The sequence below is a fragment of the Mastigocoleus testarum BC008 genome (assembly GCF_001456025.1).
GTDB classification, from domain to species: domain Bacteria; phylum Cyanobacteriota; class Cyanobacteriia; order Cyanobacteriales; family Nostocaceae; genus Mastigocoleus; species Mastigocoleus testarum.
Genome location: NZ_LMTZ01000121.1, coordinates 23,029 through 38,096, shown reverse-complemented (window position 1 = coordinate 38,096; position 15,068 = coordinate 23,029). Strand labels below are relative to the sequence as shown.

General features: G+C 36.0%; 9 protein-coding genes. 4 read left to right on the top strand and 5 right to left on the bottom strand.

What is annotated here, in order from left to right; all coding sequences use genetic code 11:
• Positions 1 to 92 precede the first annotated feature (92 nt).
• The gene (gene glnA, locus BC008_RS31350) at positions 93 to 1,508 is read right to left on the bottom strand and encodes a type I glutamate--ammonia ligase (RefSeq protein WP_027843800.1); all 1,416 of its coding nucleotides are present in this window, start codon (positions 1,506 to 1,508) and stop codon (positions 93 to 95) included.
• 383 nt (positions 1,509 to 1,891) lie between these two features.
• Here glnA and apcB point away from each other — a divergent pair, with 383 nt between their 5' ends.
• Positions 1,892 to 2,401, top strand: coding sequence for an allophycocyanin subunit beta (gene apcB, locus BC008_RS31345; protein ID WP_027843801.1), 510 nt, complete (start codon positions 1,892 to 1,894; stop codon positions 2,399 to 2,401).
• 245 nt (positions 2,402 to 2,646) lie between these two features.
• Entirely contained in the window at positions 2,647 to 3,543 is an 897-nt protein-coding gene (locus BC008_RS31340) for a TlyA family RNA methyltransferase (RefSeq protein WP_027843802.1), read from the top strand.
• An 11-nt stretch (positions 3,544 to 3,554) separates the two neighbouring features.
• On the opposite strand, the gene BC008_RS31335 is transcribed toward BC008_RS31340, so the two are convergent.
• The 4 genes from BC008_RS31335 to BC008_RS31320 form a co-directional block, all read right to left on the bottom strand.
• Positions 3,555 to 3,806 carry a Calvin cycle protein CP12 gene (locus BC008_RS31335; RefSeq protein WP_058183640.1) on the bottom strand — a complete coding sequence of 84 codons (252 nt, stop codon included), beginning with the start codon at positions 3,804 to 3,806 and terminating at the stop codon, positions 3,555 to 3,557.
• 749 nt (positions 3,807 to 4,555) lie between these two features.
• Entirely contained in the window at positions 4,556 to 5,914 is a 1,359-nt protein-coding gene (locus tag BC008_RS31330; RefSeq protein WP_027843804.1) for a GTP-binding protein, read from the bottom strand.
• 101 nt (positions 5,915 to 6,015) lie between these two features.
• Positions 6,016 to 7,329, bottom strand: coding sequence for a DNA cytosine methyltransferase (locus BC008_RS31325; protein ID WP_027843805.1), 1,314 nt, complete (start codon positions 7,327 to 7,329; stop codon positions 6,016 to 6,018).
• Between the two features lie 636 nt (positions 7,330 to 7,965).
• Positions 7,966 to 9,048: a glycosyltransferase family 4 protein gene (locus BC008_RS31320; protein WP_027845928.1), complete on the bottom strand. Its 1,083-nt coding sequence runs from the start codon at positions 9,046 to 9,048 to the stop codon at positions 7,966 to 7,968.
• 1,865 nt (positions 9,049 to 10,913) lie between these two features.
• Here BC008_RS31320 and BC008_RS31315 point away from each other — a divergent pair.
• Together BC008_RS31315 and BC008_RS31310 are read left to right on the top strand one after the other, a co-directional pair.
• The gene (locus BC008_RS31315) at positions 10,914 to 12,752 is read left to right on the top strand and encodes a sodium:solute symporter family protein (protein ID WP_036267749.1); all 1,839 of its coding nucleotides are present in this window, start codon (positions 10,914 to 10,916) and stop codon (positions 12,750 to 12,752) included.
• A gap of 1,851 nt (positions 12,753 to 14,603) precedes the next feature.
• The gene (locus BC008_RS31310) at positions 14,604 to 15,059 is read left to right on the top strand and encodes a hypothetical protein (RefSeq protein ID WP_027845929.1); all 456 of its coding nucleotides are present in this window, start codon (positions 14,604 to 14,606) and stop codon (positions 15,057 to 15,059) included.
• The last annotated feature ends 9 nt before the right edge of the window (positions 15,060 to 15,068 follow it).

Sequence of the window (15,068 nt, the reverse complement as noted above, 5' to 3'; positions counted from 1 at the left end):
CCCGTAGTAGGTGGCTTATTCATATAATTAGGTGTTACTTTGTCGCAGGGTAATAAACAATTTAAGAATAATCTTTTGTCAACCCTTGCAAATTAAACATCGTAATAGAGGGAGAACTCGTAGGGATGGGGACGAAGACGTAAAGGATTAACCTCATTATCCAGTTTGTAGGAAATCCAGTTTTCAATGAAGTCTTCAGTAAATACGCCCGATTCTGTCAAGAATTTATGATCTTTTTCCAATGCTTCTAAAGCTAGTTCTAAAGAACCTGGCGTTGAAGGAACTTTTGCGAGTTCCTCTGGAGAAAGATCGTAAATATTTTTGTCTAGGGGCTCGCCAGGATGTATCTTATTCTTGATACCATCTAAGCCAGCACATAACATTGCAGCAAATGCTAAGTAGGGGTTACAAGTTGCATCAGGACAACGGAACTCCAAGCGCTTAGCTTTAGGATTATCACCACTCAAAGGAATACGCACGGAAGCAGAACGATTACCTTGAGAGTAAGCCAAGTTAACAGGTGCTTCGTAACCTGGAACTAATCGCTTGTAAGAATTAGTGCTGGGGTTAGTAAATGCTAACAATGCTGGGGCATGCTTGAGAATACCACCGATGTAATATAAACCCATTTCGCTCATGCCGGCATATTGATTGCCAGCGAATAAGGGCTTACCATCTTTCCAAATGGATTGGTGAGTGTGCATTCCAGAACCATTATCTTGGAATACTGGTTTCGGCATGAAGGTAACAGTTTTGCCGTATTTGCGACCAACATTTTTGATGACATATTTGTAAGTCATCAACCAGTCAGCAGCTTCAATAATCTTACCGAAACGGAATCCTAGTTCGCACTGACCACCTGTTGCAACTTCGTGGTGATGTTTTTCAATCGGTACCCCACACTTTGCCATTGTCAACAGCATTTCCGAACGAATATCTTGTGAGGTATCTGTTGGAGGAACGGGGAAATAACCTTGCTTGTAACCGGGTTTATAAGCTAAGTTAGGACCTTCATCTTTACCAGAATTCCAACGACCCTCTACGGAATCTACGTAGTAGTAACCTGAATTTTCATTTTGGTCGAAGCGGACATCATCGAATATGAAAAACTCAGCTTCCGGACCAAAAAAAGCAGTGTCGCCAATTCCTGTAGAAACTAAATAATCTAATGCTTTTCGAGCAATTACTCGCGGACAACGGTTATACCACTCCCCGGTACGAGGTTCTTTAATACTACAAATTATACTTAGAGTTGGCTCTTTCATGAAGGGGTCGATCCAGGCAGTGTCAGGATCGAGTACCATTGCCATGTCAGATTCATTGATAGCTTTCCAACCCCGAATACTTGAACCATCGAAAGGAACCCCTTCGGTAAAAGAACTTTCATCGATTTGGTCTTGATAAACCGTAAGATGCTGCCATATTCCTGGCATATCGATGAACTTCAGATCAATCATCTGAATATTTTGGTCTTGAATCATTTTCAAGACTTCTTGTGGGGTTGTCATGGTCACTCCTTAATCTGCCTATTTACAATAATCAACCGATAAATTTTAAAGCATTGCTGACCCTGCGATCTTAAAACCGAGATGGTGACACACCTGGAATATCTTATGAAGACCAAATTCAGTATTTTGTCATTTTTGTTACAGAACTCTTTATTTAAAGGTTAGATTAACCTTTTATAGAACTAACTGAAGAAGTTACTACACAAAACTCCACAGTTTATGTGTTCGGGGCAACTTTGGCATAGAATCCTAAAAGTAGGTCACATAGGTCACAGATTAATGTGCCAGAGTCTTACTTAGTTTGCTGGTGCAAATCGTGGCATATAATAGCAGCCAATTAAATAAATATCAAACTATAGATAGGAACCATAGGGAGAAAAGCGATGCGCGATGCAGTGACAAATTTGATTCAGAATTATGATATTGCAGGGCGTTATTTTGATAGAAATGCTATAGATAGCCTCAAGTCTTATTTTGAGAGCGGTACATCAAGGGTAAAAGCTGCTGCAATGATAAATTCTAATGCTGCGGCTATTGTTAAACAAGCTGGTTTGGCTTTGTTTGACGAGCTACCAGAATTAATTCGCCCTGGCGGTAATGCTTATACTACTCGCCGTTATGCAGCTTGTTTGCGAGATATGGATTATTATTTACGCTATGCTAGCTATGCGTTAGTTGCTGGAAGCATGGATGTTTTAGATGAGCGGGTGCTGCAAGGATTACGAGAAACTTATAATTCCTTGGGAGTCCCTATTGGACCTACAGTTCGTGGAATCCAAATCATGAAAGATATAGCCAAGGAGCAAGTAGCAGAAGCTGGTATTAGCGATACTAGTTTTGTTGATGAGCCATTTGATTATATGACAAGAGAATTAAGCGAGAAAGATATTTAACAAGCAATGGGGTATTGGTGATTTGGTAGTTGGTATTTGGTAATTGCTAATGGGTAATTGGTAATTGCTAATTTATTAATTTATTATCTCCCCAATCCCCACGCACTTGTGCGTTAGCATTAGCGAAAGCGAAGTGTGACGTTAGTCAGAGGCTTTGCCAACGTCGTAGGCTCTAGCGGTGCGTTAGCACAGGCAGAGAAGCGGCACGCCGCAGCCCTATCCCCGATCCCCAATCCCCAAAAAATTTGACTAAGCAACGACTGGATATTTTATTAGTACAAAAAAATTTATGTTCCTCTCGCACTACCGCACAACGGTTAATTCAAGCAGGAGAGGTGTTTGTTAATAACCTACTAATTGACAAAGTGGGAACGGAAGTTGATGTTGCAGCGATAATTAAGCTTAAAGAGCGATCGCGCTACGTTTCCCGTGGTGGAGAAAAACTGGCTAAAGCTCTAGAGGAATTCCAAATTCAAGTTTCTGGACGTGTTTGTTTGGACGGTGGAATCTCCACTGGGGGTTTTACAGATTGTTTGCTTAAAGCCGGTGCAAAACGCGTTTACGGGATAGATGTGGGTTATGGACAGGTGGACTGGGGCTTACGAAATGATTCGCGGGTTGTACTACGCGAACGTACGAATTTGCGCCACCTTACAGCAGAAAATTTGTATCGGGATTTAAAACATGAAAATCCAGATAATAAAACTTTAAATGATAATGAAACTTTAGATGATAATGAAACCCTCCCCGTAGTAAAGGAGGGTTATGCTGACTTAGCTGTAGTTGATGTATCTTTTATTTCACTGACCAAGGTATTACCTGCAATTTGGTTGCTAACTCAATCACCTCGCGAAGTAGTATTGCTAGTTAAACCACAATTCGAGGTAGGAAAAAGTCGAGTTGGTAAAAAAGGTGTTGTGCGCGATCTTGACGACCAAGCAGATGCTATTTTCCAAGTCCTAGGAGCCGCACAAAAGCAAGGATGGAATTACGCCGGTTTAACTTGGTCGCCAATAACAGGTCCCAAAGGAAATATCGAGTACCTGTTATGGTTGAATGTTGATAACAAAGAGTCTGCACCAGATCTGGATGCAATTAAGAGGGTGACAAAATCTGCTTTTGCTGAACTAAAGAAAAATTAAACTGAAGAAAGCTAAACGTCGTAAACTAGGCATTCAATAGCTTCGGGGTGATTTTCGCAGTACACTTCTAGGGAGTTTTTGCGCTGAGCTGCTTGTTTCTGGTGAGATTTTTCTGCTTGCAATTCTTCAACGATATCCCAAGCTACGGCACACTCACTCGAACCATCTCCTTTCTCTTGACAGGTGGAACGAGCTTCAACAACAGCTTTCTGAATTTCTTCTGTGAGCATTGGGTTTGTAACTGTTTCCATATTATTTGCCATTACCTTAAGCTCCTCAATCGCTAAAGAATGTAATTTGAATTTGGAACGTTCCGCATTTCAAGATAACAAGAATAGAGTGTTAAATGCAAACATTTTGTTGGAGAAATTTTGTGTTTTTGAAAATTATTTTTACTTTCAATTTTTAATATTAATTGCAATAAGTAATAGTACTCATTTTTTGATATTGGAGTCAAAATTTAAGCAATAAATCAATAGTAAATCTAAAGTAAATTATAAGTTCAACAAATTTAACTCTGAATTATATCTGGGAATTTTATTAATTTAACAATTGTTCAAAATGTCAACTGCTATACTTATATTTTGCTATATTTTAAGAGTATCTTTTCAGCTAAAGTTATTAAAGACACCTGTTATATTGAGTACTTCTGTTAATCTTTAATAAATCTAAAACTCCTTAATTTTGACAAAAATCAGGCATGAATCTTGCCATGTCTTGCTTACAGATATCCAAGTGTTCGAGATTGTATGCCGAACAAAATTTATGGAAGTGCATATTTTATTTAAATAAAATATCTGAGAGCAAGTTTATATAAATACTTAAAATCATATTTAGATATTGCCTCAGTAGATTTGCTTGCAATACCAAGCACATATTTTTTTATGATTAACTAATATAAACTGATATTTTCTATATATATTTCAAATCAAAAATCGAGTGAAATATTTTTATTTACGAGTTTCTATAACCCAGGGAAATTAAAGGTTGGAAGCGATAAATAATACGAACATTAAATATTTCTTTTTTTGTTACTTAATTCTTGTTGCAAGCGATACAGAATCGTATTTGAATCTACTTCAGAAAGAATTTCTGTAATTACTGTGCTTACACCTAATTGACCCCAGCTACAACCTTTTTCTAAATATAATTGAGCAGCTTTACCAACTACATAGGCTCCATAACCTGCGATCCCACCTTGAGTTATTGCAGTTCCTGCAAATGCTGTGAGATGCATGGGATTTTCTCCGGATGCGATCGCAGTTGCACTTTTCCCTAAACCCAACATAAAGCTGCTGGCTAACTCACTTAACAATAAACCACCGGAACTAAATAAAATGGTCTTAAGGATTTTTCCGGCTTGGTAACCAGTCATTGGTAAACCGTATAATTTTGCAAGAGCGCGAATTAAAGCTAGGTCGGTAAGAGTTCCACCCACAACATCTAAAAATGCAATCGGGTTCAAGCCAACAGCTAAAGCTTTGTATCTAGCAAATCGCCAAATTAAATCTTCTGCTTGGGCTTCGCGCAGGTCAACACTTTTAGAAGCAATTGATTCTTCAGCAGTTTTTGCTTGTACTAATGCATTGAGTGCCAGTAGCGATCGCCCCTCCCGGTTAAGAATTTTGAGAATAGTTTCCTTTAACTGTTCGATTTGAGGAGGTGGAGTTTCCCATTCATAATTTACAGTACCGTCAGGATATTCAACTCTTACTTCTAAAGGTGTTGGCTCAGCTGCAACCATAACAATTTCATCTGGTTGCAAAGGTTTTTCCTGTAAGATGACTGCACCTAATTGTTGTAAATTGTTGTAGATATCTGCTTGATCTGTATCTGGATACAAATCAATTTTGTTGAAAACTAAGATTAATGGCTTTTGTGCTTGTCGTAATTCGGATAGTGCTTTATATTCCGTTCTTGTAATATCCCCAGAAACTACAAATAAAATTAAATCAGCTTGGTGAGCAATATCTCGCGCCATTTGAGCCCGTACTTCTCCAGCAATTTCATCTAAGCCAGGAGTATCAATTAATTCAACTTGAACTTTCCCTCCCGGTTGCCAACGTATGGAACGAGGATACTGAGTAACACCATGAAGAGGACCTGTTTGAAGCACTTTTTGCCCAAACAAAGCATTTATAACTGCAGACTTACCACGACTTACTAATCCAAAAGCAGCAATACAAATTACGTTATTATCTAATTTGTTCAGGGTAGAAGTTAAAGACTCCAGTTCTGGTTTAACCAAACCTGCTAACTGCGGATTAGATGATAAGTGTCCGGGCTTGCGAAAATTACCATACCAAGATATTGCTTGTCTGAGACTAGCACGAGCACGGTTTAAATGAGTTTCTTGCTGATTTCTAGACACGAGGAGAAAAAGTTAAAGTCAAAGGTGTATATTATTTGATTTTAAATTTTATATTGGGGAAGAAGATAATAACGGGAAATTAAAGTATTCCTGGGCTTGGGCTAATTGTTGATTTTTCTCTTTCTCTGCTCGATGACACTTGCAGAAACACCATAATACTCAGCTGCTTGAGACATATTTAGTCGTAGTAGATATTCTGTTCCTAATTCCATTGGTGATTCTGGCTTTGAAGGAGTAATTTTCAAAGCACGCATGATTTCTGCTGCAACAGCTTTTGCAAGTAGGGGGGGAACAGAATTTCCTACCTGGCGAAAACCATGCCATTTTGTTACATGAAAACGAAACCAGTCCGGATAAGAATGTAGTCTTGCGGCTTCTCGAACGGTAATACATCTTCCAGTAATGGGATGAATCGGACGAGGAGAGGTAAAAGCACCCCTATTTCTGGCGGTTCCAGCCCTTAGAGTATTGGAAATGCCATTTTTATCAAGTTTACGAAAATGGCTAATGGGTTCTGTTTTCCCCGGTAAAGTCTCTTGAAATCTTTTAATTGACAATTCAGAATGTTTTGTACGAATACTTGAGGTCAAGATTTGTGCATCAAATACACGCCCATAAGAATAGTCTTCTTTCCAAAATAAAAACCCCCGTAACTTACTGCTGTAATTACTCGGTTTACCATAACCGGAGTTTTCTCCAGAGATTTTTGTCCAATCCTTATCTAATAACTCTGGATGTTCCTCAACTTCTGGTAAATCGCCAATAGCATCCCATACCGTAGGAGTTGGAATTAAATGGGGTAAATCTACAATATATTTTGATTTACTAGTATTAGCGGGCTTAGTAATTGGTTCGGGATATTTGGGTAAAGATAAATCTTGGCGAGATCCTAACAAAAATAACCTGGCTCTACTTTGAGGTACACCGTAATTGGCTGCATTAAGTACGCGATATTTGCTTTCTACTTGATAACCTTTAATCTTAAATAATTCTATAATTTCCGAAAGAAATTTTTTGTGTTTTCCAATAGTCAAACCGGGTACATTTTCAAATACAAAATACTTTGGTTTTAGTTCTAAAACTAAGCGCAGATAGTGAAATACTAATTTATTCCGGGGATCGTCTAAAGCACGTTTACCAATAGTTGAAAATCCTTGACAAGGAGAGCCACCAAATACCACATCTACTTCTCGATCACCAATTTGAGATTTATTTCTGATGTCTTTGCCAGTTAGATGTTCGACACCATGACATAAAATAGACCAGAAGGGAAAGTTAAATTCATGAACTGCACAATGAATTGGGTCTAACTCCACCGCTGCAAGTACGTCAAAACCTGCTTGCTCAAAACCAAGGCTCATACCGCCCGCACCAGCAAATAGATCCACTGCTATGGGTCTTTCTTGAATATTCATTTTATGTTTCAAACTATCCCACAGCCTAGAATACACATTATTCTTGCTTGGTTAGTCTTATCAATTTGTTTTTTTAACAAAAACAATAGTTGCGTGCGTATTTCTGGAGGTTATCAAGTATTTTTGGAGTAACCTGAGGTTGATTTTGTCTGTCCCCATTCACAATTGATACTAAGTTCGGGTTAATTACCCCTTTTTATGATGAGAGAGGGAAGTGTGGGAGGTGTGGGAAGTGTGGGGTGAAATCCCAAAAAATATAAAGAGGTTTTAAAAATCGGATTTGGTATGAGGGCGTGAAAAAAAATAAGGAAAGGTATCCCTTTCCCCTACAAAAGCTATATTAATTTATGTTCTAGAAAAGCAAAAAACTTGGAGATTGCGCTAGTGAATAAAATCCGTAGAGGTATTTCGAGCGAGACATTACATTCTGTAACTATCTCTTCAAAGTACCAAAAAATTCGATTCACAAAGGGTCCATACATCTTCTATGGATCTTGCTTACTGAAGTTATAAACTAAACATCTCTACTTTTTTCTACTAGTAAGTTACATCTGCAGGAAGCAACCAGGTATTTTCAAGTAAAGTATGTTCTCAGTAGCTTGGTATATTTTCTTTTGTTTTAAAATCGCTACTCACTCATGACACTATCTTTGGTAACGGGTAGAGTCGAGCAGGATGGGAAGGATAATTTTTTACAGAACCTTGTAACACTTTCTCATAAGCAGCTTCATAACCATCCACCATTTGGGTAATGGTAAAGTTATTTTTTACATATTCTCGGCATGTTTTACGATCCAATTCTAAAGCTGCTGGGATCATCTCTGCCATCTCATCATAGGTTTGACAAACAAAACCTGATTTTCCATGAGCTATAACTTCAGGTACTGAACCCATTTTTATACCAATTACTGGTGTACCAGTAGCCATTGATTCAATCATTACTAAGCCAAAAGGTTCGTCCCAAGTAATAGGAAAAAGAGTGGCGGATGCATTACCAAGCAAATCTGCTTTCTCAGCATGATTGACTTCACCTAGAAACTCAATTTGCCGGTTATCAATCAGAGGTGCAATCTCTCGTTCAAAGAATTTGACGTCTACTACATCAACTTTTCCTGCCATTTTTAATCGCCAACCTGTTTTCTTGGCAATTGCAATCGCATGTTGTGGTCCTTTTTCTGGGGAGAAACGTCCTAAAAACGCCAGGTAAGGTGGATCTTGAGGTTTGGGATAGTAAGAGTAATTGCCAATATCAATGCCGTTATAAACAGTCTTAACATAATTAAGATCTATTTGACGTTGTGCATCACTAATACTGATATAAGGTTGCGTTGAGTGATAACCAAATATTTCGCCACTGTCCCGGCTAAACCGACCATGTAGAGTATGTACTGTTGGTGTTGAGACTACCTCAGCTAAAGGTAATGCCCAAACTCCCACATGGGAATGAATTATGTCGAATTCCGTAGCTCGCTGATAAGCTTGGCTAGGCGCTAGTACTTCGTACAAAGGTCGTTCTTGAATTTTTGAATCCAAGCGTAATGCACGAGGATAAACAGCTTCTAGAGATGCCAATGTTTGCGAATCACCTGAAGCAAACAAGGTAACTTCATGACCTCGACGCACAAGTTCATCAGTCAAACGACCCACTACAAGCTCAATTCCTCCATAAGTAGGAGGCGGAACTCTTTCCCACAACGGGGCAATCTGAGCAATTTTCATAAGTTGTTTTGGTTCAGAAGTTAAATTCTTCATTGGACAAGGGGTTAAATAACCAAGGAAGTCAAATTTTAAGAATTTGTTTTCCTAAAGTTTGAGATAACCAGAAACTGCCACTAAATTAAGCAAATTTAGTTAGTGTTAACCCTTTGCACGCACCTCCAAATTAAAGCTTTTATAGAACTATAGTTCAGCTTTTACATCACTAACTATGTTTTTTGCTTTTGACCACGACATCTATAATTAGGTTTATATGAAAATTATGTATTTGTCAACATTAAGTAGATATAGGTGTAAGTAATAATAACTTTTTATCATCTTTTTGCGGGAGATTTAAATATTGAAGTTCTGAAAATTTGGCAATCTCAAAAAATATCCTATCTAATTACAAATAAATATTTTGTTGATTTATTTTCAAATATTTAAATTATTTTCTTGACTTAATTTAATTAATCAGCCACTTATAATTAAGCAATAAAAGGTCTTAATATTTACTAATTAATATTAGTGACATAATTGATTATGTATAGCCTTATTCATATAAAGAATTTATATAAATCTTCAATAAATAAGCTTATATCTATAAGTTTAGCATTTGAAATTATTTAACTCTTACCCTGCGAAAAGAATCAATCTTCAGCAATAAAGCTCTTTATATAAATTTATATTTTCCGAATTAAGTTTTATTTAAATAATTTATAATATTTTTTATTGTAATTTAGGTTAGATTTTCTTACTTTAAACAAGATGTACATGCTACTATTTAAATCCTACCAATGAAACGATAATGAATATCTATATAGTTAATTGTGATTGTTCTTAGGTATAACGAAGACTTAAATAATTTTTTAGAACAGTAAAAATATATCCCATTAATAAGTATGAATAAAAGTCGTAAAATATTATTTTATATCCTGTAAAACCTAATATTTTCTTCATCTTAAGCGATCCCAATCTATAAATAAAAATATTTGAGAAAACAAAAATTACTACTACGAATAGAAGAAAGTATTGCTTTAGTACTTAGCAGAAGCTTGCAATAGCTATTACATCTTCTAAAAAAGATAAAGATAACAGTTTTTAGGGATATTACGTCACTTTTGTGTAAGCACCAAGTAAAACTTGTCTGGCTAAAAATAACTCATCATGATTACTAAGTAATGACGAACCGCAAGCTATGTGGAGTTCAAATCTTCAACCTGTTCTGAAATATGAGTAAATTAAGAAATTGAAGTAGATCTACCAATAAATTAATTCTTGCTTGAGAGAAGGTATCTGGGTAAAGTTATATTTTAATTATTAAAATTAGAAAAGAAGCGCAAATTAATGCCTTAAGATGCTTACATAGTTTACTAGAAAATTATCTTCACCCGTGCAAGCCAAATAACTTGCAAGATATCGTTGAGTTTTATACTGCTTGTCAAGAATGTTTAGATTTGTCCTTGACATATTAAACGGTGGGTAAAATTGAAGAAATAAACTGTGTAAAGAAATTCAGGCTTGTGTTGCAGTTGGGAATTTTGGTTTTGTTCTAACGCTCACAATAATTTGCACCTCAGCAATATAAAGCTTGCAAGGATAATCACTGTGCTAGAAGCACAAGAATAAATTTTAGTGTATCTTAGTTCATACTTAGCTACTTAAAATGGTGAATTTAGTTAAGTATTTTCACCTCTTTGCCGGTATCAATATCTATCATTACTTGGGTACATATCGCTTCAAGTGCAGTTATTCTGAATTTGGATGCGAACATTGAACAAGAAAATACTTACATTAATAATCACTACTGAGTAGTTAAACTTGCCAGTAAAATGAATGATTCATTCTTAGTTTTTTGTGTGGTGTATAGTGAGTAAAAATTAAGTCTTATGCATGAGATTGATTACTTCATTGTTGCAATTTACTTGCTTGCCATAATTGCATTTGGTATTTTTTTAGAGAAAAAAGCATCAACTGGTATAGAATCTTACTTTTTGGGCAATCGTAATTTGCCTTGGTGGGTTTTAGGAGCTTCGGGAATGGCTTCTAATACTGATTTAGCAGGGACAATGGTGATTGCAGCTTTAATTTATGCCTTGGGAACTCAGGGATTTTTTATTGAAATCCGAGGTGGAGTAGTTCTAATCATGGCAATTTTGATGGTCTTTATGGGGAAGTGGAACCGTAGAGCAAAAGTAATGACCCTAGCCGAATGGATGCGCTTACGATTCGGAACGGGAAGAGAAGGTAATACAGCCAGAATTATCAGCGCGGTAGCGAATATCATATTTTCTATTGGTGCGATGAGTTACTTTGCTGTAGCCGGGGGAAAATTTTTAGGTCAATTCCTTACTGTAGATGACCATACAGCATCAATACTACTCATTGGGATGGCACTGGTATATACGGTAGCCAGTGGTTTTTATGGAGTAGTCTGGACTGATGTTTTTCAGGGAATATTGATTTTTCTGGCAATTATTTATGTTTGTGGGATCGCTTTACATACTGCAACTATTCCAGAAACTTTTTCTGTATCTATCCCTAATGGCACAGGTTTTGAATTATACAATTGGAATTTTTCTGATTGGAGCAGTATATCTCCGTCATTTACCCTTGATTTACCAGGAAATTACGCCATTTTTAACTTATTTGGTGGAGTAATCTTTTTCTACGTGGTGAAGGTTTTTATGGAAGGCTTTGGTGGTGCTGGTGGTTATATGATCCAACGCTATTTTGCCGCCAAAAGCGACAGAGAAGCCGGTTTATTATCTCTTTTTTGGATTTTCTTACTATCATTTCGTTGGCCTTTGGTAACAGCTTTTGCAATGTTGGGCATTCATTATGGGGCCACCAAAGAAGTGATTTCCGATCCAGAATTAATTTTACCAACTGTAATTGGTGAATACGTTCCCACTGGTGCCAGAGGACTACTGATAGCTTGCTTTATTGCTGCAGCTATGTCTACCTTTGACTCTATTATTAACGCCAGTGCAGCTTATTGGGTCAAAGATATTTATCAAGCCTATCTCAAACCCCAAGCCTCAGAAAGTCAGTTAGTTGCGCAAGGTCGTCTTGCATCTATTCTTATAGTTCTGCTGGGATTGTTATTTAGTTTCAATATCACTAGTATCAATGATATTTGGGGATGGCTTACCTTGGGTCTTGGTGCAGGTTTATCCGTACCATTAGTATTGCGCTGGTATTGGTGGCGTTTTAATGGTTATGGTTTTGCTATAGGCACAATTGCTGGCATGCTAGCTGCAATTATTACGAAGTTAATGATAGAACCTAGCTTAAGCGAACCACAATTTAAAGAGTATGCTTTATTTCTAGTTCCCAGTATCTGTTCTTTTGTTGGTTGTATTTTAGCCACAGTTCTAACAGAACCAACTGAATGGGAGACAACGAGCAACTTTTATTTAACTACCAGACCATTCGGATTTTGGGATGAAGTACGCGAACAACTTCCTAATAATATCCAAGCAAAAATCAAACAAGAGAATCAACGAGATATTTTAGCTACTTTCGTCGCTATACCTTGGCAACTAACTTTATTTATGACGGGAATAGCTTTTATGATGAAACGTTGGGATACCTTTGGTTTTTTGCTATTAGGCTTTATAGTCTTATCCATAGCTTTATACTTTACCTGGTTTAGATATTTATCTAAAGAGGTAAAAATAGAAAACAATCTCCAAAATAGCGATAAAATTTCCAAAAATCAATAGAATCAGAATGTAGGATGAGTAATGAGATTGAAAATATATTCCCACTTAGAACATAATATTTTGTGAACACGTAATTGAATTGAATGGTTTCAAAAACAGTAACAGATAGTTGGCAAATTCTCGGTTAGACATATAGTATATGCAACTCAAGTCTCCTCACACAATTAAGTAAACTGTGGATTTAGCTGATAGAATCCGCAGTTTTATTTTATTTTCTCCTTGGCTGACAACTAAAAATTCTTTAAGATAAATATTAAAACTAGGCATTTTCAAATAAATTCGCAATTTTATCCACTAAATTTAAGGTTATTAAGTACTAACTATTTATGACATAAATTTCCCAGATTAATTTATATATACATGAAAACGGGGGAAAACTAAGAATGCTTATTTTTCAAGGAAAATTGTATTAACACAATTGTTACAATTCTATTTTGCTAGTATGATTGTATATAGTTAAGCTCCTCACACCACACTTAAAGCTGTGAAACTTATAGTTTCACAGCTTTTTATTTTTCATACATATCAAAACTCTAAACTTATTAATAACAAGTAATGTCAACCCCCTTCGGGGGAATTCAAAATATGGCTAAACATCACGCAGCGCTACCTACGGATCCGGTACGCTATCGCGCTTGCGCTAACAAAATTCAAAATTATTATCCCATCGATAAATCGAGGGGCTTGAAATAAGGAAAATATATTTTTTCTTTCCACGGATAAATCCGGGGCTTGTATCCAGTCTATTTTTTGGTCATGATTTGCTGATAATAATATTTATATAGGTTACAATTAATTACTTTTTATTGTGAACAGAGAAAAGTAAAAATCTATTAACAAAAATTGTAACTGATTCGTGAAACTTAGATAAATTGCTCCTAATTATAGGAATCCTATTTGAGTTGCGAACAGATAAATTCTGTAAAATGCAACAGGCGCAACACTGAAGCCTTTTGTCATAGGTGCTGTTCAGGTTCTGTCGCATCTCTACAATATTGATTTTTATAAACGATTTAGGACGACTATATCTGAAGCTTTTTTTATTTTCTTGTGGGATCGAAGGCTTGGTTTTCCATGTAGTAATTTATGGCGCGAATTTTACTGGGTTTTGACCTATGGAAGAATTCAAGGGCCAAGAGTATAATTCTCTCGATAACAGACTTTCAGCTTCTGAACTGTACCTCACTTACTTACAATCCGCTATAGGTAATTCTGTAATGGATATACTAACTTTTATTTCTAGAAGAATGACGAGTGATTGAATTAGGTATTGGTGTAATTAAGTTCATTAGATTACGGTTTAATCTAAATATTTTTAAGTAAAGTATGATGTCCTTAGGCTGACGTTTAATATTAGATATGGATATTTGGAAAAATTTAAAGTGTCTAGGTTTTAGTAATGAGTTTATAAATATATTCACAGGTATTATGTCAGGTGATATTTTGTCATTAAATAAGAATTGGTGGTGTGTGAATTATTGATTTATTATACCTATCTGCTCTTGTAGATCTGTTTATTAACTAAGATTTACATAAACTATCTATAGAAATTTATGAAAATTTAGATACATTCTATATTTCAAAGTTAAATAAGCATTACTCTAACTATATTTGGTGTGATATTTTTAAATAAAGAGCTAACAGCAAAATTGGCGAATAAATTATAATAAATACTCTCAGCACTTTCAGACACAATGGGAGTATGGGTGTATTTTATGCCATATTTCGCTAGCTTTCTTTGATAGAAGTCTAAGAGCAAAATAATTTCTTGGGCTATATCTGCTTGAGAAATATTTCCTAATTAATCAGCTTGGGCTTTGGTATTTAAACTTACACCAAAGGAGACTGGATATGGGTCGTCTACTATACGAGGAATCCGTTTCATACAAAGGATATCTCATCATTCCTTTTGTTTTCGGTAAAGCCGATAAATACGATATTTTTTCCTACAAATTACTATCGGCTGTTGGTTATAATAGTCAATTTCATAAGGTAGAGAATCCTGCGACTATCTACGGTAGTAACATTGAGAATATAATTAAGATAGCTAAGGAGCATCTCGATCTGCATTCCGATTTAGTCGCTTATAGTGATGCTTTTAAGCTTCGCTATACATATCGGAATAATTTGATTATTGTCTTTAATCAAGGTGGTAAATATTTTTACGACCACTACCCGTCAGATTCGTTAAATAATATTGCAGCGCCAAAATTATTTAGATCTGAATATGAGTGTTTGCAGTGGATTAAAGAGGGATTGGATCGTTTAAACATCAGAAAAAAGATCCAGAGTTGTACTAATCAATAAATTTTTAGA